Raw genomic sequence first — 20,894 nt, forward strand, 5'->3', positions numbered from 1 at the left:
GTTGCGCCCCGGCGCGGGCTCGGTCAGTAGCGCGGGTGCACCAGCGTCGAGGGCGGCAGGGCGTCCGTCTCCTCCGTACGGCTGCGCTCGACGCAGCGCTCCGCCACCCGCAGCCCCTGCACGGTCAGCGAGCGCAACTGCGGCGCCGCCACGTCGAGACCGAGCGAGGGCCGTACGGAGCCGGGCGCGGCGAGCAGGAAGCCCCACCCGCCCCCGGCGGGCGGCGCGCCGCCGGTGGAGCGGCCGGCCCGGTCGGGCCCGGTGGTCACCCCGCCGGTGCGGCCGCCGGCGCCGTACGGACGGGTGGCGTACCCCGCGGCGCGCAGGGTGGCGTCGACCGTCCAGTACGTGCGGGGCCGGGCCGTCGCCGAGCCCGCGTGCACCACGAGCCGCCCGCCGTCGGCGAGGGCGCCGGCCGCGAGCCCGTAGAACTCCTCCGAGTAGAGCTTGGCGCCGGCGGTGATGCCCGGGTCCGGGAGGTCGGAGATCACCACGTCGTACCGTTCCTGCACGGGCCGGACCGAGCGCAGCCAGGTGAACGCGTCCCCGTAGGCGACGGTGACCCGGGGGTCGTGGAGGGCCCGCTCGTTGAGCGCGGCGAGGCCGGGGTCGGTGCGGGCCAGCCGGGCGACGCCCGGGTCGAGTTCGACGACGGTGACCGCGTCCACGTCGGGGTAGCGCAGCACCTCGCGGGCGGCGAGGCCGTCGCCGCCGCCGAGGATCAGCACGCGGCCGTGCGGCCCGTTCATCGCGGGGTGCACCAGGGCCTCGTGGTAGCGGTACTCGTCGCGGCCGCCGACCCGCAGCCGGCCGTCCAGGAACAGATCGGGCGGGCCGCCGCGGCTGCCGGTGACCACCACCTCCTGGAGCTCGGTGTGGATGGCGACCCGGATGCTGTCGCCGTACACGGCGCGCCGCGCGGCCTGTTCGAAGTCGTCGACGAGGACGGTCGCGGTGGCGAGCACGGCGAGGACGGACAGGTTGGCGCCGACGAGCAGGGCGCGCGAACGGGCCGTCAGGTCGTGCCGGAACAGCCAGAGCACCAGGCCGCCGCCGGCGATCGAGTTGACCGCGCCGGTGACCAGCGCGCCGGTGAGCTGTCCGAGCCAGGGCAGCAGCAGGAACGGGAAGGCGAGGCCGCCGACGAGCGCGCCGACGTAGTCCGCGGCGAACAGGTCGGCGACCGTCCCGGCGGCGTCGTGCGACTCGGGCCGCCGCCTGCGGTGCTCGGCCCCGCCGACGCCCGGTCCGGCGGCGGACGGACCGCCGCCGGATCCGGCCGGCGAGCCCCCGACGGACGAACCGCCCCCGCCCCCCGGCGCCGCCCGAAAGGACTCCGCCCGGAACGACTCCGCCCGCTGGATCAGCGACATCAGGAGCGGGATCTCCGCCCCGGTCAGCACGCCGATGGCCAGCGAGAACCCCACCAGCACCCAGCGCGACTCGCCGAGCCAGGCGAAGGACGCGTACAGCACCATCGCCGAGCAGCCGCCGATCAGCGCGAGACCGCCCTCGACCAGGCCGAAGCCGACCGCGGCACGGCAGCGCAGCCGCTTGGCGAGCAGCGAGCCGAGGCCCATCGCGAAGACCATGACGGACAGCACGACGGACGCCTGGGTGACCGAGTCGCCGATCAAATAGGAGGCGAGCGCCACCAGTTCGAGCTCGTAGACCAGGCCGCAGGCGGCGCACACGAACACCACCGCCAGGACCGGGTAGCGCACCGCGGTCGGCCGCTCGGGCGACCGCGCCGCCCGTTTGGGCGGCAGGGTCATGGTCACGGGCGGGTCGATCATGTTCGTAACGCTACGTCACATTTTCGTCGCCGCCAGTCACCCACACGAGTGCACCTGAGGCATATGTACGGCGCGTCAGAGCGAAGCGGGCATACGCGCACCGATCCGGGTCCGGGTCACGACCAACTGCCCTTCCTGCGGGTAGGCGTGCCAGGTGCGCCAGCGCACCTGGCCCTCGTGGCGCTGCGCCAGCATCGCCGTGAAGGCGTGCGGCGAGCCGGGGAAGGTCCCCGCGAGGCCGTGCGGATGGTCGGCGACGAGCGCGAGCAACTCCTGTGCGCGGCCCGCGAACGAGCCCTGGGTGAGGGTCTCCACGCGGGCGGCGAACTCGTACTCCCACTCGCCCACCCGCTTGGACACACCGAGCGGCAGCGGGGTGCTGCTGCCGGGCATGCAGGCGACGGTCTCCGAGCAACTGCGGCTCTCCTCCTCCAGGAGCACCTGGTGGGAGGCGCCGAGCAGCCGCAACTGCAGCTTCGCTCCGGCGAGTTCGAGGTCGAGCACCGCGAGCGCGGGCAGCGGATCGCGCCCCAGCGCCCAGGCCAGGTCGGCCGCGCGGGTATCGGTGTAGGAGGTCTTCAGGGTGGTGAGCATGGATCGGCTCCGCAAACACGGTTTGACGGGTGGGCCGGGGGCGTCCCGGTCGAGGTCTCGACCGGGAGTGGGGATCGCCGGCTCGGGTCCACACACGGTCCGAGGGCTGGATGTTCTCGACAGCGAGGGAATCACGAACCATGGTCGGCTCACAGCGTTTTTGCCCAACTTGGCGTGGTTTCCATCCCCTCGGGGGCCTCTCGGTTCAACTGTTCAGTCGGATTCGATCGCGGGATTCCCACAATCGCCCAATGGTTCCCACCATCACCCAACAGAACGATCACCCAAGGCCGTTGCCCGGGCACACCAACCCGCCCGGGCACACTCCCCACGCGCCGCTCGGTCACGGCGCCGCGCACCGCTCAGTCGCCGCCGCCGCCTCCGCCGCAGCCGCCACCCCCGCACGAGGACGAACCGCAGGACGAGGACCCGCACGAGGACGAGCCGCAGCCGCCGCCACTGCCGCCGCCGCTCGACCAGCCGCCGCGACGGCGCCGGCGCCGTCGGCGGGAGCTGCCGCCCGACGCCGCCGAGAAGCCGACGACCACGAGCACGATGAGTGCGAACACCACGAAGACTTCCATGTCGTCCCCCGTCAGTGAGGAGCCGGTCGACGACCGGCCCCGATGCCTGTTCGGCCCACTCGGCGCCTGTTCGGCGCCTGTGCGAGGGGGATTCCCGCCCCGGAGAGCGTCAAAGCGCACTTGAGCAAGTCCAGAGCTTCGGCCCAGGATGGCGCCCATGACACGACCGCTGCTCAACCGCCGGCTCGCGGAGTTCGGCACCACGATCTTCGCCGAGATGTCCGCGCTCGCCGCCCGCACCGGTTCGATCAACCTGGGCCAGGGCTTCCCCGACACCGACGGCCCGGAGGAGATCCGCGAGGCCGCCGTCCGCGCCCTGCGCGACGGACGCGGCAACCAGTACCCGCCCGGCCCCGGCGTGCCCGAGCTGCGCACCGCGATCGCCGAGCACCAGCGGCGCTTCTACGGTCTGGAGTACGACCCCGACCGCGAGGTCCTGGTCACCGCCGGCGCCACCGAGGCGATCGCGGCCGCGCTGCTCGCGCTCGTCGAACCGGGCGACGAGGTGATCGCCCTGGAGCCGTACTACGACTCGTACGCCGCCTGCGTCGCCATGGCCGGCGGCACCCGCGTCCCGGTCACCCTCCGCCCGCACGACGGCGCCTTCGCCCTCGACCTGGACGAACTGCGGGCGGCGGTCACCGACCGGACCCGGCTGATCCTGCTCAACACCCCGCACAACCCGACCGGCACCGTGCTCACCCGCGCCGAGCTGACCGCGATCGCCGAGCTCGCCCAGGAGCGCGACCTGCTCGTCGTCACCGACGAGGTGTACGAGCACCTGGTCTTCGACGGCGCCGAGCACATCCCGCTCGCCAGCCTGCCCGGCATGCGCGAGCGCACCGTCACCATCGGCTCGGCCGGCAAGACGTACTCCTTCACCGGCTGGAAGGTCGGCTGGATCACCGCCACGCCCGAGCTGACCGCCGCCGTCCGCTCGGCCAAGCAGTTCCTCACGTACGTCTCCTCCGGCCCGTTCCAGTACGCGGTCGCCGAGGCCCTGCGCCTCCCGGACACGTACGTCGAGGGCCTGCGCGCCGAACTCCTCGCCAAGCGCGACCTGCTGAGCGAGGGCCTGACCGCGGCCGGCTTCGGCGTGCACCGCCCGGCCGGCACCTACTTCGTCACCACCGACATCCGTCCCCTCGGCGAGACCGACGGCTTCGCCTTCTGCCGCGCGCTCCCCGAACGCGCCGGCGTGGTCGCCATCCCGAACGCCGTGTTCTACGACCACCGCGAGGAGGGCGCGCCGTTCGTGCGGTTCGCGTTCTGCAAGAAGACGGAGGTCCTCCAGGAGGCGGTGGACCGGCTGAAGCGGATGAGTTAGCCGCAAGTAGGGTCCCGGACTGACCGGCCTCCGAGTGGCGGACGGCCGTTCGGAGCAGGGGGGACGCATGTCCAGAGGAGAGTTCACGCCCAGCCGCCGCGCGCTGCTGGGCACGCTGGCCGGGGTGGCGGCGGGCGGGGCGCTGCCGCTCGCCGCGGCGGCGCCGGCCACCGCGGCAACAGCGACCGCGGCCACAGCGACCGTGGCGGGGCTCGCCGGGCCGGGCGGCGCGGACGGGCGGCTGCCGATGGTGGTCGACCCGACCGACCCGTGGCACTTCACGGCGCACCCGGCGGGCGCGCTGACCACCCGGGCGCTGCCCGGTGGTCTGGAGGTGTCCGACGCGGGCGGCGTGCTCGCCACGCTGACCACCGGGGCGCGGACGGTGACCGTGCGCGGGCCGCGGCGCTGGTTCACCGAGCAGAAGAAGGCCGTCGCCGACGCCTTCTCGCGGACCCCGCCGACCGGCGGCTGGGGTATGTCGCCGGGCGGCGGCACCTGGTCGCACGTGAACGGCACGGACGCCGACTACTTCCTGGAGTCCGGCCGGGCCGCCATCACCCTGGCTCCCAACAAGAGCCGCTACGCGCTGCTGCCGGACCACGGCATCGGCGACCTCTCCGCGGCCGCCCGGTTCTCCTTCGACCGGCTGCCGGCCGGCGCGCCCGTCTCGCTCGCGCTCGTGTTCGGCGCGCAGGACGTCAACAACCACTACCGGGCCCGGCTCGTCGTGACCCCGGCCGGTGAGGTGCAGCTGGTCCTGGAGAAGGAGCTGGCCGACGTCTCGACCGTGCTCGGCACGGCGGTCACGGTCGGCAGCGGCTTCGCCGCCTTCGACCACTGGTGGGTGCGGGTCGAGAAGGCCGGTGACGTGCTGCGGGCGCGGGCCTGGAAGCACGGCACGGGCGTGACCGAGCCGACCGGCTGGCAGCACGCGGTGCGCGACCCGGAGCCGGACCCGGCCAAGGTGTTCGGCGCCGGGACCGTCGGCGTACGCGGTCTGTCCTCGCTCGGCGCGACGGTGAGCCCGCAGGCCCGGGTGTACGACTTCCGGATCGACTCGGCGCTGTGGGCCGACCCGCCGCTGGTCACCCACGACACCTGGGTGCGGGTGCTGCCCGAGCCGTACGACGGCACGTGGACGCCCGCGGTGGAGCAGCGGATCCGGGCCTGGGCCGGGGACACCTCCCCCGACGTCCTCGCGTACAGCTCGATGTACCGGCCGTACGCCCCGGACGTCACCGATCCGGCGCGGCAGGGCGCGCGGGTGCTGGGCACGGCCGGGTACAGCAAGGCCGACCCGGTGACCGGGCTGCGCAAGGTCGGGGCGGACTTCCACCAGTTCATGGGGCTCGACTGGGACTTCGCCGAGAGCGGCGAGCACTGGGACGCCAACCCCGACTTCGACGGCTGCCTGGACTGCTCGGGCTTCGTCCGGATGGTCTACGGCTACCACCTGGGCCTGCCGATGGTCCGCTATCAGCAGTTCGGCGGCGGCCGGCTGCCGCGCGAGTCGAAGGACCTCGCGGCCTCCGGGCCCGGTGTGGTGGTCGCCGAGGCCACCGGTCAGGCGCCGTCGCTCGACGGGCTGCGGATCGGCGACACGGTCTTCTTCGACACCGACGAGTCCTCGGACGCGGGCGGTCACATCGGGATCTATCTGGGCGTGGACGGGTACGGCAAGCAGCGCTTCGTCTCCAGCCGCAAGACGCCGAACGGGCCGACCATCGGCGACGTCGGCGGCAAGTCGGTCCTGAACGGGGCGCCGGGCGACCTCTACACCGACAAGCTGCGGGTGATCCGGCGCTTCTGACGGGCGCGCTTCCGGCACCCGGCGGCGCCCTTCAGGTAAACCGATTTGTCGGGTAATGATCGGTTCGCCGTGCGCACGGAGGTGCCCCCTGTCCGCCGAGACCCTCGACCGGCCGGCGTCCGCCGCCGCGCCCGCCGCCCCACCCGTACGGCGGGCACCGTGGTGGCGGGCGCCCCGGTGGCGGGCGTCGCTGCGCCGGGCGGCCCCCGCCCTCGGGCTCTTCGCCGCGGCCCGGCTCACCGGAATACTGGTGCTCGCCCTGTGGGCCCGGCACATCGGGCGCTCCCCGCGGGCGCTGCTCGCGAAGTCCTGGGACTCCGACTGGTACACCCGGATCGCGGCGCACGGCTACGGGCACACGCTGACCTGGCCGGACGGGGTGGTCCAGTCCGACCTGGCGTTCTTCCCGCTCTATCCGGGGCTCGTCCGGGCCGTCACCGGCGTGCTGCCCATCAGCGGCGGCACGGCCGGGCTGCTGCTGTCCTGGTCGGCCGCCGGGGCCGCGGCCTGGGGGATCTTCCTGGTCGCGGAGCGGCTCGCCGGCCGCCGCACGGCCGTCCTGACCGTGCTGCTGTGGGGACTCCTTCCGCACTCGATCGTGCTGTCCATGGCGTACACCGAGCCGCTGATGACCGCCTTCGCGGCCTGGGCGCTGTACGCGCTGCTGACCCGGCGCTGGCTGTGGGCGGGGGCGCTGGCCGCGCTGGCCGGTCTGTCCCGGCCCAACGGGGTCGCCATCGCCGCCGCGGTGCTCGCCGCCGCCGGCCTGGAGCTGTGGCGGCGGCGCGGGCGGGTCGCCCCGCCGGTGTGGGCGGGGGCCGTGCTCGCGCCGGTCGGCTGGCTCTCGTACCTGCTGTGGGTCGGGGCCCGGCGCGGCGATCTGCTCGGCGGCTACTTCGCCGTGCAGGACGGCTGGACCTCGCGCTTCGACTTCGGGCGGGGCGCGCTCCGCTTCGTACGGGACATGCTGACCGGCACCACCCAGTTCGGCTTCGCGATGGCCCTGGTGATCACCGGGGCGGGGGTGCTGCTCTTCGCGCTGCTCGTGAGCGGGGAGCGGGCGGAGCGGCCGCCGCTGCCGGTGCTCGTCTACACGGGGGTCCTCGTCCTGATCACGGTGGGCGGCTCGGGCTTCTTCGAGTCGAAGCCGCGCTTCCTGCTGCCGGCCTTCCCGCTGCTGCTGCCGCTGGCCCGCGCGATGACGAGAGCCCGGCCGGGCGCCGCGATCGTGGTGATCGCGGGCCTGGCCGGGCTCTCCTTCGCCTATGCGCCGTACGCGCTGACGCTCGCGCGCATGGCCCTGTAGCCCGTGGCTATTCGGCGTCGCCTTCGCCGTCGCCGGACGCCTTGTCCTCCGGGGACTCCAGGCCGAACTGCTCGACGATCCACTTGTCGAACTCGATCGACGCGCGGACCCAGCTGACGGTGGAGGACACGAAGTGCTCCAGGGCCACGCCGGTGCCGATCAGCATCTGGGCCTCACCGATGAGACGGAGGGTGGCGGAGCCGTCCTCCTCCTCGTGCAGGTGGGTGTAGACCTTGGGCCACAGGGTGCGCCGGTTCCAGTCGTCGATCGCGTCGAGGATCTTGGCCCGGTCGTCCGCGGCGTGCGGGCGGTCGTAGAACGTGCGGACCGAGAAGACCTGCTGCTCGGCCTCGCCGCGGAACATGAAGTACGTGCGGAAGTCCTCCCACGGCGCCGCGAGGTCACCCTCGTCGTCGACGATGTACTTCAGCTCCATCTGGTCGAGCAGCTGCTTGACCAGGTCCTGGTCGGGGACGACGGGGCCCGCCGGTCCTCCGGCCTGAGGCTGGGGCTGTGCCCCGAAATTAGGAATCGAGGACGGGTCGATGCTCACCGGGATTTCCCTTCGTACGGATGCCCGCCATCCTCCCCCATGGCGGGCGGGGCGTGGCAAGTCCCCACGGCGCGATCAGCTGCGGGCTGACATGATCTCGACCCATGGGGGTCAAGGAGACGGACACGGGGAAGCGTCGCTCGCACCGCTGGATCTGGATCGCGCTGGGGCTGAGCGGGCTCCTGCTGCTGCCGGCCGGGTGCCTGGCCTGGGGCGCGTACTCGTTCTCGGAGTCGACCAGGGAGCAGCCCGTGGACTGCGGGAAGGCGCTGGACTACGCGTGGGCCACGCTGCCGCGCAGTGCCCGTGACGCGCACTGCACCGCGATGCACTGGCAGGACACCTACGTCGAGGCACAGTTCCGGATGCCCGCCGCCGAGGTGGCCGGCTGGGTGGCCGGAACCTATCCCGCGGCGGAGGCCTCGTCGTACGCGGAAGGGCTCCACGTCTCGTACCCGCCGAAGGCCGGGTGGGCGTACGAGGTCGGGATCCACGTGCGGTACGAGGGCGGGGACACCGCCCTCGTACGCGTCACGGCCTACGACTCCTAGCCTTCCGGGCCCCGGGGCCCCGGGCCCTACTCCGCGCGCCCCACGATCAGCCCCTCCTCGAAGCGGTCCACCCGGACCGTGTCGCCCTCGCGGACCTCGCCCGCCAGGATCTCCTTGGCGAGGCGGTCGCCGATCGAGGTCTGGATCAGGCGGCGCAGCGGGCGGGCGCCGTAGGCCGGGTCGTTGCCCTCCTCCGCGAGCCAGGCGAGGGCCTCCGGGGTGATCTCCAGGGTGAGGCGGCGGTCGGCGAGACGGCGGGCCAGGCGGTCGATCTGGAGCTGGGCGATGCGGGCCAGCTCGGTCCGCTCCAGGGCGGAGAAGACCACGATCTCGTCGAGCCGGTTCAGGAACTCCGGCTTGAAGCTCGCCCGGACGACCTCCAGGACCCGCTCCCGCTTCTCCTCCGGCCCCGTCAGGGGTTCGACGAGGAACTGGCTGCCCAGGTTGGACGTCAGGATCAGGATGGTGTTGCGGAAGTCCACGGTCCGGCCCTGGCCGTCGGTGAGCCGCCCGTCGTCGAGGACCTGGAGCAGGATGTCGAAGACCTCGGGGTGGGCCTTCTCCACCTCGTCCAGGAGGACGACGCTGTACGGGCGGCGGCGGACGGCCTCGGTGAGCTGGCCGCCCTCCTCGTAGCCCACGTAGCCGGGGGGCGCGCCGACGAGACGGGCGACGGAGTGCTTCTCCGAGTACTCCGACATGTCGATGCGGACCATGGCCCGCTCGTCGTCGAAGAGGAAGTCGGCGAGGGCCTTCGCGAGCTCGGTCTTGCCGACGCCGGTGGGGCCGAGGAAGAGGAAGGAGCCGGTGGGCCGGTCGGGGTCGGCGATGCCGGCCCGGGTGCGGCGCACCGCGTCGGAGACGGCCCGCACGGCCTCGCTCTGGCCGATCAGGCGCCGGCCGAGCTCGTCCTCCATGCGCAGCAGCTTCTGCGTCTCGCCCTCCAGGAGGCGGCCGGCGGGGATGCCGGTCCAGGCGCCGACGACATCGGCGATGTCGTCCGGGCCGACCTGGTCCTTCACCATGGTGTCCTTGGCGGCCTCCTGCTGGGCCTCGGCCTCGCTCGCCGCCTCCAGCTCGCGCTCCAGGGTCGGGATCTCGCCGTAGAGCAGCTTGGAGGCGGTGTCGAAGTCGCCGTCGCGCTGGGCGCGCTCGGCGCGGCCGCGCAGCCCGTCGAGCTGTTCCTTGAGCTCGCCGACCCGGTTGAGGGACTGCTTCTCCTTCTCCCAGCGGGCGGTGAGGCCGCGCAGCTCCTCCTCGCGGTCGGCGAGGTCGCGGCGCAGCTTCTCCAGGCGCTGGCGGCTGGCCTCGTCGGTCTCCTTGGAGAGGGCGAGCTCCTCCATCCGGAGCCGGTCGACGGTGCGCTGGAGCTCGTCGATCTCGACAGGCGAGGAGTCGATCTCCATGCGCAGCCGGGAGGCGGCCTCGTCGACCAGGTCGATGGCCTTGTCGGGGAGGAAGCGGGAGGTGATGTAGCGGTCGGAGAGGGTCGCGGCGGCGACCAGCGCGGAGTCGGCGATCTGGACCTTGTGGTGGGCCTCGTAGCGTCCCTTGAGGCCGCGCAGGATGGCGACGGTGTCCTCGACGGACGGCTCGGCGACCAGGACCTGCTGGAAGCGGCGCTCCAGGGCGGGGTCCTTCTCGATCCGCTCGCGGTACTCGTCGAGGGTGGTGGCGCCGACCATGCGCAGCTCGCCGCGGGCCAGCATCGGCTTGAGCATGTTGCCGGCGTCCATGGCGGAGTCGCCGCCGGCGCCCGCGCCGACGACGGTGTGCAGCTCGTCGATGAAGGTGATGATCTGGCCGTCGCTCTCCTTGATCTCGGAGAGGACGGTCTTCAGGCGCTCCTCGAACTCGCCGCGGTACTTGGCGCCGGCGACCATCGCGCCGAGGTCGAGGGAGACCAGGCGCTTGTCGCGCAGCGACTCGGGCACGTCGCCCTTCACGATCCGCTGGGCGAGGCCCTCGACGACGGCGGTCTTGCCGACGCCGGGCTCGCCGATGAGGACCGGGTTGTTCTTGGTGCGGCGGGAGAGGACCTGGACGACGCGCCGGATCTCGTGGTCGCGGCCGATGACCGGGTCGAGCTTTCCCTCGCGGGCGGCGGCGGTGAAGTCGGTGCCGAACTTCTCCAGGGCCTTGTACGAGCCCTCGGGGTCGGCGCTGGTCACCCGGCGGGTGCCGCGGGTCTTGGCGAAGGCGTCCTGGAGGCGGGCGGCGGTGGCGCCCTGCCCGTCGAGCAGCTCGCCGGCCCGGCCGCCCTTGGCGGCGATGCCGATCAGCAGGTGCTCGGTGGAGAGGAAGTCGTCGCCGAGCTTCTTGGCGCGGGCGTCGGCGTCGGCGATGACGGCGAGCAGCTCACGGCTGGGCTGCGGGGGCGCGACCGTGGACCCGGTGACGCTGGGCAGCGCGGCGAGCAGTCGCTCCGCCCCGGCCCGTACGGCGGCCTGGTCGGCCTCGACGGCGGCCAGCAGATCGGTGATGTTCTCGTTGTCCGCGCCTGCCAGCAGGGCCAGCAGCAAGTGCGCGGGGGTCAGATCGGCGTGCCCCTGGGACACGGCGCGGCTGCTCGCCGCGTTCAGCGCGTCCCGGCTCCTGTTGGTCAGTTCGGCGTCCACGTGCGGGGTCTCCTCCTCGGATACGGCGGCTCTCGACGACTTTGCGACGACTCCTTCTTTATGACTCTTCCAGCGTACACAAAGTTGAGTCCATTCCGCTCAAGGTATCGACGAGGGCGAGGACGGGAGTAGTTTCCGGGGCATGGCCATCGATCCGAGCAAGCCCACCGACTCGTACCTCAGCTTCTGGCGCGAGTACCACATGTGCACGCTGACCACGCCCCGGCCGGACGGCACCCCGCACGTGGTGGCGGTGGGTGTCACGTACGACCCCGAGGGCGGCGAGAAGGGCATCGCCCGGGTCATCACGAACAAGCACAGCCGGAAGGTCGCCAACGTCCTGGCGGCGGGCGCGGAGGGCGCGCGGGTCGCGGTCTGCCAGGTGGACAAGGGGCGCTGGGCCACCCTGGAGGGCGTGGCGCGGATCCGCACCGAGGCGGAGGTCGTCGCGGACGCGGTGGACCGCTACGCGGCGCGCTACAACCGGGTCCCGACGCCGAACCCGGACCGGGTGGTCATCGAGATCGCGCTGACCCGCGCGATGGGCCGCGCCTGAGGCCGGCCGGCCCTACGCCTGTACGGGAAAGCACAGCGGCGCCATCGCGTTTCAGGTCCGCGATGGCGCCGCTGTGTGGGGGAAGCACCTGAACGATCTACAACGACGGGGGAATCGTTCAGGCACTGCGGGGGGTGGCGGTGATGGTCTCGGTCCCGACCAGTGGGGACTCGACCAACTGGTGGTCGCGCTGATCGAGATTGACGAAGATCATGCCGTACCGGATGGCACAGCGGACGGGCTGTGGGGCGCCGCGGGGGCGGCGAAGACACCGGTAGGCCCGGACGTCCTCGTCCTGCTCACGAGCGACCACGATCGGCTCTCCGAACAGGGTCACCATCAGCGAGTCACCACGGTGGGGGATGGCCGTGACGAGATCGATGAAGTGCCAGCCGGAGCGATAGGCCGAGGCCATCTCCCGTCGGAAGGACCGGTCGTCCGGCGGGACGATCATGCTTCCTGGCCCGCCGGGGTGAACTCCCAGGACGGCTCACCGGGAGATGCGAGGACGACGTTCGCAGGGGTGCTCTCCCACGAGGGCTCATTCGGCTCCGCCATCACGGAAAGCGACGGGGGAACCTCCCACGAGGGCTCGCCGCTCAGGGCGAGTGCGCCGAGAGCAGCCGCCGCAACGGCTATGGCGCCAAGTGCACGAACCATCCTGGTCATGGCCGATCTCCACCTCTTTTGATCACTACCTCCCCCCCGCGTCCAAAACGATGGCCCACGATCGACCCCTGCACCAGCCGCGCCGGGCATCATGTTCCTGTAATTCATGACCCTGAGGGGGGTGCAAATGGGGCGAGAATCCAGCGAATCCGGACATAACCACAGTCGCGGGGAACTGTGCGACGTGGCCAAAGAGCTGTATGCACGTGCTCTGCGGACGGGTCGCCTCGCCCGCGCCGAAGCCGATGCAGCACCGTGCCTCACCGAACTCGTCCTGCTCCGCCCCGACCCGGACGACGCCGAGTGGCTGTATCCGGTGCCGCCCTCGGTCGCCCTCAACCGGCTCATACATCCGATCGAGCAGGAGATCCAGACCGGGCGACACCAGGCCATCGCCCTGGCCGACGCGTTCGAGCCGTTCCTGGCGATGAGCACCCGGGAATCCTCCACCGGCAGCGCGATCACCGTGCTCGAAGGCCTCGGCGCGATCAACGCGACCCTCGACCGCGTCATCAGCGAGTGCACGGAAGAACTGCTCACCATCCAGCCCGGCAGCGGACGGCGCCCCGAGACCCTCGAAAAGGCCCTGCGCCGGATGGAGCCGCTGTTCGACCGCGGGGTCCGTATGCGCACGCTCTACCAGCACACCGCCCGGCACCACCCCGCGACCCTGGCCTACGTCGAACGCGTCGCTCCCTACGGCCTTGAGCTGCGCACCCTCGAGGAGATCATCGACCGGCTGATCATCGTCGACCGGAAGGTCGCCTTCGTGCCGGCCCGCAGCGACCGCCAGGTCGCGCTCGAACTGCGCCACGAGGGCCTCGTGCAGTATCTCGTCGGCGTCTTCGACCAGTTCTGGCTGCACGGCGCCCCCTGGGAGGAGGAAGTGCCCTACACGCCCTCCGTGGACGGCATAGGCGGCGTCCAGCGCTCCATCGCCAAGCTCCTCGTCGAGGGCCATGTCGACGAGGCCATCGCCCGCCGCCTCGGCATGAACGTGCGCACCTGCCGCGCCCACATCGCCAAGCTCGCCGCCGCCCTCGGCAGCGGCAGCCGCGCCCAGCTCGGCTATCTGATCGCGCGCTCGGGCATCCTCGACGCGGACAGCTAGCCTCGGCACGCAGAAGCCCCCTCCGCCGGAGCGAAGGGGGCTTCTTGAGATGAGGAGCGCTACTCGCCGCGCTTGTGGCCCGGACGCCAGACCACCAGCGCGCTGGCCTGCTGCACGTCCGTGTACGGGACCAGGTCACGCCGGTACGAGGCGTGCACCTGGGCCTCGCGCTGGCGCATGGCCGCCGCCGCGCCCTCGACCGCCGTCGACAGCTCGGCCACCCGGGCCTGCAGCGCCGCGACCTGGTTCTCCAGTTCGATGATGCGCTTGATGCCGGCCAGGTTGATGCCCTCGTCCTGGGACAGCTGCTGCACCTGGCGGAGCAGCTCGATGTCCCGGGCCGAGTAGCGCCGGCCCCGGCCCGCCGTGCGGTCCGGCGAGACCAGGCCGAGGCGGTCGTACTGACGCAGCGTCTGCGGGTGCAGGCCGGAGAGCTGGGCCGCCACCGAAATGACGTACACCGGGGTCTCTTCGGTCAGTTCATAGGGGTTCCGGCGACGGTCCATCTCCTCAAGCTCCCTTCGCGGCCTGGAACAGCTCTGCCCGGACGTCCTCGCCCGCGGTGGCCTCGCGGAAGGTCTCCAGGGCCTCGCGGGCCTTGTCGGCCAGCTCCTTGGGCACCGCGACCTCGACCGTGACGAGGAGGTCGCCGCGGGTGCCGTCCTTGCGGACCGCACCCTTGCCGCGGGCCCGCATGGTGCGCCCGTTGGGGGTGCCGGCGGGCAGCTTCAGCGTCACCGCCGGGCCGCCCAGGGTGGGCACCTTGATCTCGCCGCCGAGCGCCGCCTCGTCGAAGGTGACGGGCACGGTGACGGTGAGGTTGTCGTCCTTGCGGCCGAACACCGGGTGGGCGTCGACGTGCACGACGACATACAGGTCGCCGCTCTGCCCGCCGCGCTCGCCCGGGGCGCCCTTGCCGCGCAGCCGGATCTTCTGGTTGTCGCTGACCCCCGCCGGGATGCGGACCTGCATGGTGCGGGAGGACTTGGCCCGCCCGCTGCCCTTGCAGACCTCGCAGGGGTTCTCGGCGATCAGGCCGCGGCCCTTGCAGTCCACGCACGGATCGGTCAGCGAGAAACCGCCGCCGCTGCCGCGCGAGACCTGCCCGGTGCCGACACAGGTCGGGCACACCCGCGGCGTGCCGTTCTTGTCGCCGGTGCCCGAACAGGCCTTGCAGGGCTGCTGGCTGGACATCCGCAGCGGCACCGTGGCGCCCTCGATGGCCTCGGTGAAGCTGAGCGTCACCTCGGACTCGATGTCCTGGCCGCGGCGCGGCTGGGTGCGGGTGCCCGCACCGCCCGCGCCGCGGTTGAACAGGCCGCCGAAGACGTCGCCGAGACCGCCGCCGAAGCCGCCGGCCCCACCGGGACCGCCGCCCTGGCCGCCGAACAGGTCGCCCAGGTCGAAGTTGAACGAGCCGCCCGCGCCGCCCGGCCCGCCGGCTCGGAAGCCGCCGTTGCCGAACAGGGCGCGCGCGTCGTCGTACTCCTTGCGCTTCTTCGGGTCGCCGAGGACGTCGTTCGCCTCGGAGATCGCCTTGAAGCGCTCCTCCGCCTGGGTGTCGCCCTTGTTGGCGTCCGGGTGGTTCTCGCGGGCGAGCTTCCGGTACGCCTTCTTGATCTCGGCGTCCGTGGCGTCCTTGGGGACGCCGAGAACCTTGTAGTAGTCCTTCTCGACGAAGTCCTTCGTGCTCATCGACGTCCCTCCTCCCGCTGGCGGGTGTGACCGGTGGAGCCGGTGCGGCTCTTAATCGTTGTCCTTCTCGGAGTCGTCCGACTCCTCCGCCTTCGCCGCGGCACCGGGCTGGGCGCCCGGCTGCGGCTCGGCGACGGCCACCCGCGCGGGGCGGACCGTGCGCTCGCCGATCCGGTACCCCGGCTGCAGGATCGCCACGCAGGTCGTCTCGGTGACGTCCGGCGCGTACGAGTGCATCAGGGCCTCGTGGATCATCGGGTCGAAGGGCTCGCCCTCCTTGCCGAACTGCTGCAGACCCATCTTGGCGACGACGGTCTCCAGCGACTCGGCGACCGACTTGAACCCGCCCACGAGCTCGCCGTGGTCGCGGGCCCGGCCGATGTCGTCGAGCACGGGCAGGAGCTCGGTCACGAGATTCGCGACGGCGATCTCCTTGACCGTGACCCGGTCCCGCTCCACACGGCGGCGGTAGTTCTGGTACTCGGCCTGGAGCCGCTGGAGGTCACCGGTGCGCTCGGAGAGCGCGGTCCGGGTCTGGTCCAGCTGCGCGAGCAGTGCTACGTCCGTAGCGTCCCCGGCCGGGGCCGCCCCCTCCGCCTGCGCGGCGGAGTCGGCGGCCTCGGTCTCCTCGGGCGTGCCGTCGGCGGGGACGTCGGGCTTCTCCTCGAAGCCCGGGGTGTCCTCCGACATCAGGCAGCGCCGCCCTTCGGCTTGTCCTCGTCCACGATCTCGGCGTCGACGACGTCGTCGTCCTGCGCCTGGGCGTGGCCGGCGTCCGCGCCGCCCGCGGCCTGCGCGCCCTGGGCGTCGGCGTACATCGCCTGGCCGAGCTTCTGCGAGACGGCCGCGACCTTCTCGGTGGCGGTGCGGATCTCGGCGGAGTCCTCGCCCTTGAGCTTCTCCTTCAGCTCGGCGACGGCGGCCTCGACCTCGGTCTTCACGTCGCCCGGGACCTTCTCCGCGTTGTCCGCGAGGAACTTCTCGGTCTGGTAGACGAGCTGCTCGCCCTGGTTGCGGGTCTCGGCGGCCTCGCGGCGGCGGTGGTCCTCCTCCGCGTACTGCTCGGCCTCCTGGCGCATCCGGTCGACCTCGTCCTTCGGCAGCGAGGAGCCGCCGGTGACGGTCATCTTCTGCTCCTTGCCCGTGCCCAGGTCCTTCGCGGTCACGTGCATGATGCCGTTGGCGTCGATGTCGAAGGCGACCTCGATCTGCGGGACGCCGCGCGGGGCCGGCGGGAGGCCGGTCAGCTCGAACATGCCGAGCTTCTTGTTGTACGCCGCGATCTCGCGCTCGCCCTGGTAGACCTGGATCTGCACGGACGGCTGGTTGTCCTCGGCCGTCGTGAAGATCTCGGAGCGCTTGGTCGGGATCGTGGTGTTGCGCTCGATCAGCTTGGTCATGATGCCGCCCTTGGTCTCGATGCCGAGGGACAGCGGGGTGACGTCGAGCAGCAGGACGTCCTTGACCTCGCCCTTGAGGACACCGGCCTGGAGGGTGGCGCCGATGGCGACGACCTCGTCCGGGTTCACACCCTTGTTGGCCTCCTTGCCACCGGTCAGCTCCTTGACGAGCTCGGCGACGGCCGGCATACGGGTGGAGCCACCGACGAGAACGACGTGGTCGATCTCGGACAGGTTGATGCCCGCGTCCTTGATGACGTTGTGGAACGGGGTCTTGCAGCGCTCGAGCAGGTCGGCGGTGAGCTGCTGGAACTGGGCGCGGGTGAGCTTCTCGTCCAGGTGCAGCGGGCCCTCGGCGGAGGCCGTGATGTAGGGCAGGTTGATCGAGGTCTCCGTGGAGGAGGACAGCTCGATCTTCGCCTTCTCGGCCGCCTCGCGCAGACGCTGGAGGGCCATCTTGTCCTTGGACAGGTCCACGCCGTGACCGGACTGGAACTGCTTCACCAGGTAGTCGACGACGCGCTGGTCCCAGTCGTCACCACCGAGGTGGTTGTCACCGTTGGTGGCCTTCACCTCGACGACGCCGTCGCCGATCTCCAGGAGGGACACGTCGAAGGTGCCGCCACCGAGGTCGAAGACGAGGATCGTCTGGTCGTCCTTGTCGAGGCCGTACGCCAGGGCGGCGGCGGTCGGCTCGTTGACGATGCGCAGGACGTTGAGGCCCGCGATCTCGCCGGCCTCCTTCGTCGCCTGGCGCTCGGAGTCGTTGAAGTACGCCGGGACGGTGATGACCGCGTCGGTCACCTTCTCGCCCAGGTACGCCTCGGCGTCGCGCTTCAGCTTCTGGAGGATGAACGCCGACATCTGCTGCGGGTTGAAGTTCTTCCCGTCCAGCTCGATCTTCCAGTCGGTGCCCATGTGGCGCTTCACGGACCGGATGGTCCGGTCGACGTTGGTGACCGCCTGACGCTTGGCGACCTCGCCGACGAGCACCTCGCCGTTCTTCGCGAAGGCGACGACGGACGGCGTGGTCCTGGCGCCCTCGGCGTTGGTGATGACGGTGGGCTCGCCGCCTTCCAGAACGCTGACGACGGAGTTAGTCGTGCCCAGGTCGATGCCGACCGCACGTGCCATTTCAATTCCTCCAGCTGACTGACTTGAGTGGAACTGACTCAAGGATGCACGAGGGTCGGGCGCGAGTCAACAGACCTGAGTGGAGGCGACTCAACTCTTCGCCATTCCAGCGGCTCAACGGGTGCGTCGCCAGGTGCGTCGCTCCCGGATCCGGAGGGCCCGAGGTGGGAGAGTCCGGGGAACGGAATCCGGACATGTCCCGCATCCCATGATTCCCGATGATTCCCGATCCCATGATTCTCGCCGGAAGGTGTGGGCGCATGACGGTGAAACGCGCGGTCGACCTCGCGGGCGGGCTCGCACTCCTGCTCCTGCTCTCCCCGCTGATCGCCGCCGTCGCCCTCTCCCTCACCCTTGGCGCCGGCAGCACGGCGGGCGCGCTGCGCCGCCGCCCGGTCGGCGGCCTCGGCGGCCGGACCTTCACCATGCTGACCTTCCGCACCAAGAGCCCGCTGGCCGCGCTGCCGCTCCTGCTGCATGTCGTACGGGGCCAGATGTCGCTGGTCGGACCGTGTCCGCTGGCGCCCGGCCACCGGGAGTCCACCGGGGACGGGCGGCGCCGGCTCTCCGTACGGCCGGGGATGACCGGGTTGTGGCAGATCAGCGGGCGGTCGGAGCTGCCGTGGGAGGAGCGCGAGCTGCTCGATCTCCACTATGTGGACCACCACTGGCTGGGGATGGATCTGGCGATTCTGGCGCGTACGCTTCCAGCAGTCCGTAAACGTCGCGCGGCCGCGCGGACGCCGCTCGCGACGGCAAGGGTTGCCTGAGCGACACAGATCACCGTGAGCTCCGCTACAAGTGGGGCGCTCCCCCAGGGTAATCTCGGCACGGACTAAATAAGTTACCGCTTAGTAGGCCCGTCGCAGAGGCCCGCTCGAGGAGCCCGTCATGCAACTCGCCGCGATCATCGTGTCGCTGACCCTGACCGTGGTCGGCGTTGCTCTGCTCGCTCGCGCCATCGGTCAGTTCATCCGCTACTTCAAGCTCGGCCAGCCCGTCCCGGCCGGCACCCGGACCGACAACCCCTACCAGCGCAGCGTGACGCTGGTCCGGGAGTTCCTCGGCCACACCCGGATGAACCGCTGGGGCATCGTCGGTTTCGCCCACTGGTTCGTCGCCGTGGGCTTCCTGACCCTGCCGCCGACCCTCGCGCAGGCCTTCGGCCAGCTCTTCCAGGCCGACTGGACGCTGCCGATCGTCGGCGGGTTCCTGCCGTTCGAGCTCTACATCGAGTTCATCGGCGTCATGACGATCCTCGGCATCGCCGTCCTGATGGTGATCCGCCTGCTCAGCCTGCCGGGCCGGGCCGGACGCAAGTCCCGCTTCGCCGGCTCCAAGGCCGGCCAGGCCTACTTCGTCGAGTACGTCATCCTCACCATCGGCCTCGCGATCTACGTGCTGCGCGGTCTCGAGGGCGCGATCCACCACGTCGAGCACTACGAGGCGGCGTACTTCGCCTCGTACCCCCTCGTCCTGGCCTTCAAGGGCCTGAGCGTCAGCACGCTGCAGACCCTGATCTACTTCACGGCCATGGTGAAGATCAGCACCTCGTTCATCTGGATGATCGTGGTGTCGCTCAACACCAACATGGGCGTCGCCTGGCACCGCTTCCTCGCCTTCCCGAACATCTGGTTCAAGCTGAACGCGACCGGTGAGACCGCGCTCGGCGCGCTCCAGCCGATGACCTCGGGCGGCAAGCCGATCGACTTCGAGGACCCGGGCGAGGACGACGTCTACGGCGTCTCCCAGGTCGAGCAGTTCTCCTGGAAGGGCATCCTCGACTTCTCCACCTGCACCGAGTGCGGCCGCTGCCAGTCGCAGTGCCCCGCCTGGAACACCGGCAAGCCGCTCTCCCCGAAGCTCCTGATCATGTCGCTGCGCGACCACGCGCACGCCAAGGCGCCGTACCTGCTCGCCGGCGGCGGCAAGACCATGGAGGGCGAGGAGAAGGCCTCCGAGGAGCAGCTGAAGGACGTCCCGGCGGCCGCCCTGGCCGAGGCCGAGCGCCCGCTGATCGGCACCGCCGAGGAGAACGGCGTCATCGACCCGGACGTCCTGTGGTCCTGCACCACCTGCGGCGCCTGCGTCGAGCAGTGCCCGGTCGACATCGAGCACATCGACCACATCGTCGACATGCGCCGCTACCAGGTCATGATCGAGTCCGCCTTCCCCAGCGAGGCCGGCACGATGCTGAAGAACCTGGAGAAGAAGGGCAACCCCTGGGGTCTGGCCAAGAAGCAGCGCGTCGAGTGGACCAAGGAGGTCGACTTCGAGGTCCCGATCGTCGGCAAGGACGTCGAGGACCTCACCGAGGTCGACTACCTCTACTGGGTCGGCTGCGCCGGCGCCCTGGAGGACCGCGCCAAGAAGACCACCAAGGCCTTCGCGGAGCTGCTGCACATCGCGGGCGTCAAGTTCGCGATCATGGGCGGCGAGGAGAAGTGCACGGGTGACTCCCCGCGCCGTCTGGGCAACGAGCCGCTGTTCCAGCAGCTCGGCCAGGAGAACGTCGCGATGCTGAACATGGCGTTCGGCGAGGACGACGAGGACGAGTCGACGAAGAAGCCGAAGTCGGCGAAGAAGATCGTCTCGACCTGCCCGCACTGCTTCAACACCATCGCCAACGAGTACCCGCAGCTCGGCGGCGAGTACGAGGTCATCCACCACACCCAGCTGCTCCAGCACCTCATCGACGAGGGCAAGCTGATCCCGGTGACCCCGGTCGAGGGCCTCATCACCTACCACGACCCGTGCTACCTGGGACGCCACAACAAGGTCTACACGCCGCCGCGCGAGATCATGTCGGCCGTCCCCGGCCTGCGCCAGCAGGAGATGCACCGCCACAAGGAGCGCGGCTTCTGCTGCGGCGCCGGTGGTGCCCGGATGTGGATGGAGGAGCGGATCGGCAAGCGCATCAACACCGAGCGCGTCGACGAGGCCCTGTCCCTCAACCCGGACATCGTCTCCACCGCGTGCCCGTTCTGCCTCGTCATGCTGACGGACTCCGTCAACGGCAAGAAGAACGACGGCAAGGCGAAGGAGAGCCTGCAGGTCGTCGACGTGGCGCAGCTGCTGCTCGACTCGGTGAAGACCCCGGCGGAGCCGGAGGCCGAGCCGGCCGAGCCGGAGCCGGCGGACGCGTAAGCGCCGGTTGTACCTGCTGTACGTGGCTGAGGGCCGCCCC

18 protein-coding genes are annotated in these 20,894 nt (G+C 71.3%); 8 read left to right on the forward strand and 10 right to left on the reverse strand.

Features of this window, described 5'->3' with window-relative positions; translation table 11 throughout:
- Nucleotides 1–23: 23 nt before the first annotated feature.
- The 3 genes from JAO84_RS16685 to JAO84_RS16695 all read right to left on the reverse strand — a co-directional run bounded on the left by JAO84_RS16685 (nt 24) and on the right by JAO84_RS16695 (nt 2,962).
- On the reverse strand, nt 24–1,796 hold the full coding sequence (locus JAO84_RS16685; RefSeq protein WP_370413603.1) for a spermidine synthase: 1,773 nt from the start codon (nt 1,794–1,796) through the stop codon (nt 24–26).
- A gap of 75 nt (nt 1,797–1,871) precedes the next feature.
- Nucleotides 1,872–2,390, reverse strand: a complete 519-nt coding sequence (locus JAO84_RS16690) for a DUF2617 family protein (RefSeq protein WP_265865166.1) — start codon at nt 2,388–2,390, stop codon at nt 1,872–1,874.
- A gap of 362 nt (nt 2,391–2,752) precedes the next feature.
- Entirely contained in the window at nt 2,753–2,962 is a 210-nt protein-coding gene (locus JAO84_RS16695) for a hypothetical protein (RefSeq protein ID WP_370413604.1), read from the reverse strand.
- A 160-nt stretch (nt 2,963–3,122) separates the two neighbouring features.
- Between JAO84_RS16695 and JAO84_RS16700 the strand changes: the two genes are divergently transcribed.
- The 3 genes from JAO84_RS16700 (at nt 3,123) to JAO84_RS16710 (ending at nt 7,420) form a co-directional block, all read left to right on the forward strand.
- Nucleotides 3,123–4,301 carry a pyridoxal phosphate-dependent aminotransferase gene (locus tag JAO84_RS16700; protein WP_370413605.1) on the forward strand — a complete coding sequence of 393 codons (1,179 nt, stop codon included), beginning with the start codon at nt 3,123–3,125 and terminating at the stop codon, nt 4,299–4,301.
- Between the two features lie 67 nt (nt 4,302–4,368).
- A complete protein-coding gene (locus tag JAO84_RS16705) occupies nt 4,369–6,114 on the forward strand; it encodes an NlpC/P60 family protein (protein WP_370413606.1) in 1,746 nt (581 codons plus the stop codon).
- A gap of 55 nt (nt 6,115–6,169) precedes the next feature.
- Nucleotides 6,170–7,420: a hypothetical protein gene (locus tag JAO84_RS16710; RefSeq protein ID WP_370413607.1), complete on the forward strand. Its 1,251-nt coding sequence runs from the start codon at nt 6,170–6,172 to the stop codon at nt 7,418–7,420.
- A gap of 7 nt (nt 7,421–7,427) precedes the next feature.
- Here the strand turns inward: JAO84_RS16710 and JAO84_RS16715 are convergent, their stop codons facing one another.
- The gene (locus tag JAO84_RS16715; protein ID WP_370413608.1) at nt 7,428–7,973 is read right to left on the reverse strand and encodes a YbjN domain-containing protein; all 546 of its coding nucleotides are present in this window, start codon (nt 7,971–7,973) and stop codon (nt 7,428–7,430) included.
- A gap of 104 nt (nt 7,974–8,077) precedes the next feature.
- Between JAO84_RS16715 and JAO84_RS16720 the strand changes: the two genes are divergently transcribed.
- Nucleotides 8,078–8,524 (forward strand): hypothetical protein, encoded by a 447-nt coding sequence (locus tag JAO84_RS16720; RefSeq protein WP_370413609.1) that lies wholly within the window; start codon nt 8,078–8,080, stop codon nt 8,522–8,524.
- A 26-nt stretch (nt 8,525–8,550) separates the two neighbouring features.
- On the opposite strand, the gene clpB is transcribed toward JAO84_RS16720, so the two are convergent.
- Nucleotides 8,551–11,142, reverse strand: a complete 2,592-nt coding sequence (gene clpB, locus JAO84_RS16725) for an ATP-dependent chaperone ClpB (RefSeq protein ID WP_370413610.1) — start codon at nt 11,140–11,142, stop codon at nt 8,551–8,553.
- A 142-nt stretch (nt 11,143–11,284) separates the two neighbouring features.
- On the opposite strand from clpB, the gene JAO84_RS16730 reads away from it, so the two are divergent.
- Nucleotides 11,285–11,698 carry a pyridoxamine 5'-phosphate oxidase family protein gene (locus JAO84_RS16730; protein ID WP_265865159.1) on the forward strand — a complete coding sequence of 138 codons (414 nt, stop codon included), beginning with the start codon at nt 11,285–11,287 and terminating at the stop codon, nt 11,696–11,698.
- A 118-nt stretch (nt 11,699–11,816) separates the two neighbouring features.
- On the opposite strand, the gene JAO84_RS16735 is transcribed toward JAO84_RS16730, so the two are convergent.
- A complete protein-coding gene (locus JAO84_RS16735; RefSeq protein WP_128984295.1) occupies nt 11,817–12,152 on the reverse strand; it encodes a (2Fe-2S)-binding protein in 336 nt (111 codons plus the stop codon).
- Between the two features lie 321 nt (nt 12,153–12,473).
- Between JAO84_RS16735 and JAO84_RS16740 the strand changes: the two genes are divergently transcribed.
- Nucleotides 12,474–13,478: a helix-turn-helix transcriptional regulator gene (locus JAO84_RS16740; RefSeq protein ID WP_370413611.1), complete on the forward strand. Its 1,005-nt coding sequence runs from the start codon at nt 12,474–12,476 to the stop codon at nt 13,476–13,478.
- Nucleotides 13,479–13,537: 59 nt separating this feature from the next.
- Here JAO84_RS16740 and JAO84_RS16745 read toward each other — a convergent pair whose 3' ends face one another.
- Genes JAO84_RS16745 through dnaK form a run of 4 tightly spaced genes read right to left on the reverse strand, consistent with a single transcriptional unit; the run spans nt 13,538 to nt 17,707 of the window.
- Complete coding sequence (locus JAO84_RS16745; RefSeq protein WP_265865157.1) at nt 13,538–13,984, reverse strand: heat shock protein transcriptional repressor HspR; 447 nt, start codon at nt 13,982–13,984, stop codon at nt 13,538–13,540.
- Nucleotides 13,985–13,988: 4 nt separating this feature from the next.
- On the reverse strand, nt 13,989–15,173 hold the full coding sequence (gene dnaJ / locus JAO84_RS16750; protein ID WP_265865156.1) for a molecular chaperone DnaJ: 1,185 nt from the start codon (nt 15,171–15,173) through the stop codon (nt 13,989–13,991).
- A gap of 51 nt (nt 15,174–15,224) precedes the next feature.
- On the reverse strand, nt 15,225–15,863 hold the full coding sequence (gene grpE / locus JAO84_RS16755) for a nucleotide exchange factor GrpE (RefSeq protein ID WP_370413612.1): 639 nt from the start codon (nt 15,861–15,863) through the stop codon (nt 15,225–15,227).
- Nucleotides 15,863–17,707 (reverse strand): molecular chaperone DnaK, encoded by a 1,845-nt coding sequence (dnaK, locus tag JAO84_RS16760; RefSeq protein ID WP_370413613.1) that lies wholly within the window; start codon nt 17,705–17,707, stop codon nt 15,863–15,865. Before dnaK ends, grpE begins: the two co-directional genes overlap by 1 nt.
- A 260-nt stretch (nt 17,708–17,967) precedes the next feature.
- Between dnaK and JAO84_RS16765 the strand changes: the two genes are divergently transcribed.
- Both JAO84_RS16765 and JAO84_RS16770 read left to right on the forward strand, forming a co-directional pair.
- Nucleotides 17,968–18,477 (forward strand): sugar transferase, encoded by a 510-nt coding sequence (locus JAO84_RS16765; RefSeq protein WP_370413614.1) that lies wholly within the window; start codon nt 17,968–17,970, stop codon nt 18,475–18,477.
- 121 nt (nt 18,478–18,598) lie between these two features.
- On the forward strand, nt 18,599–20,854 hold the full coding sequence (locus tag JAO84_RS16770; protein WP_370413615.1) for a heterodisulfide reductase-related iron-sulfur binding cluster: 2,256 nt from the start codon (nt 18,599–18,601) through the stop codon (nt 20,852–20,854).
- Nucleotides 20,855–20,894: the final 40 nt, after the last annotated feature.

This window comes from Streptomyces fradiae, assembly GCF_041270065.1.
In the GTDB taxonomy this organism is placed as follows: Bacteria; Actinomycetota; Actinomycetes; order Streptomycetales; family Streptomycetaceae; genus Streptomyces.

Excerpts from the sequence above, each read along its gene's own strand:
- JAO84_RS16685 (WP_370413603.1), bottom strand. The coding sequence starts at position 1,796 with ATGATCGACCCGCCCGTGACCATGACCCTGCCGCCCAAACGGGCGGCG.
- JAO84_RS16690 (WP_265865166.1), bottom strand. The coding sequence starts at position 2,390 with ATGCTCACCACCCTGAAGACCTCCTACACCGATACCCGCGCGGCCGAC.
- JAO84_RS16700 (WP_370413605.1), top strand. The coding sequence starts at position 3,123 with ATGGCGCCCATGACACGACCGCTGCTCAACCGCCGGCTCGCGGAGTTC.
- JAO84_RS16705 (WP_370413606.1), top strand. The coding sequence starts at position 4,369 with ATGTCCAGAGGAGAGTTCACGCCCAGCCGCCGCGCGCTGCTGGGCACG.
- JAO84_RS16710 (WP_370413607.1), top strand. The coding sequence starts at position 6,170 with ATGATCGGTTCGCCGTGCGCACGGAGGTGCCCCCTGTCCGCCGAGACC.
- JAO84_RS16720 (WP_370413609.1), top strand. The coding sequence starts at position 8,078 with ATGGGGGTCAAGGAGACGGACACGGGGAAGCGTCGCTCGCACCGCTGG.
- JAO84_RS16730 (WP_265865159.1), top strand. The coding sequence starts at position 11,285 with ATGGCCATCGATCCGAGCAAGCCCACCGACTCGTACCTCAGCTTCTGG.
- JAO84_RS16735 (WP_128984295.1), bottom strand. The coding sequence starts at position 12,152 with ATGATCGTCCCGCCGGACGACCGGTCCTTCCGACGGGAGATGGCCTCG.
- JAO84_RS16740 (WP_370413611.1), top strand. The coding sequence starts at position 12,474 with ATGACCCTGAGGGGGGTGCAAATGGGGCGAGAATCCAGCGAATCCGGA.
- JAO84_RS16745 (WP_265865157.1), bottom strand. The coding sequence starts at position 13,984 with ATGGACCGTCGCCGGAACCCCTATGAACTGACCGAAGAGACCCCGGTG.
- dnaJ (WP_265865156.1), bottom strand. The coding sequence starts at position 15,173 with ATGAGCACGAAGGACTTCGTCGAGAAGGACTACTACAAGGTTCTCGGC.
- grpE (WP_370413612.1), bottom strand. The coding sequence starts at position 15,863 with ATGTCGGAGGACACCCCGGGCTTCGAGGAGAAGCCCGACGTCCCCGCC.
- dnaK (WP_370413613.1), bottom strand. The coding sequence starts at position 17,707 with ATGGCACGTGCGGTCGGCATCGACCTGGGCACGACTAACTCCGTCGTC.
- JAO84_RS16765 (WP_370413614.1), top strand. The coding sequence starts at position 17,968 with ATGACGGTGAAACGCGCGGTCGACCTCGCGGGCGGGCTCGCACTCCTG.
- JAO84_RS16770 (WP_370413615.1), top strand. The coding sequence starts at position 18,599 with ATGCAACTCGCCGCGATCATCGTGTCGCTGACCCTGACCGTGGTCGGC.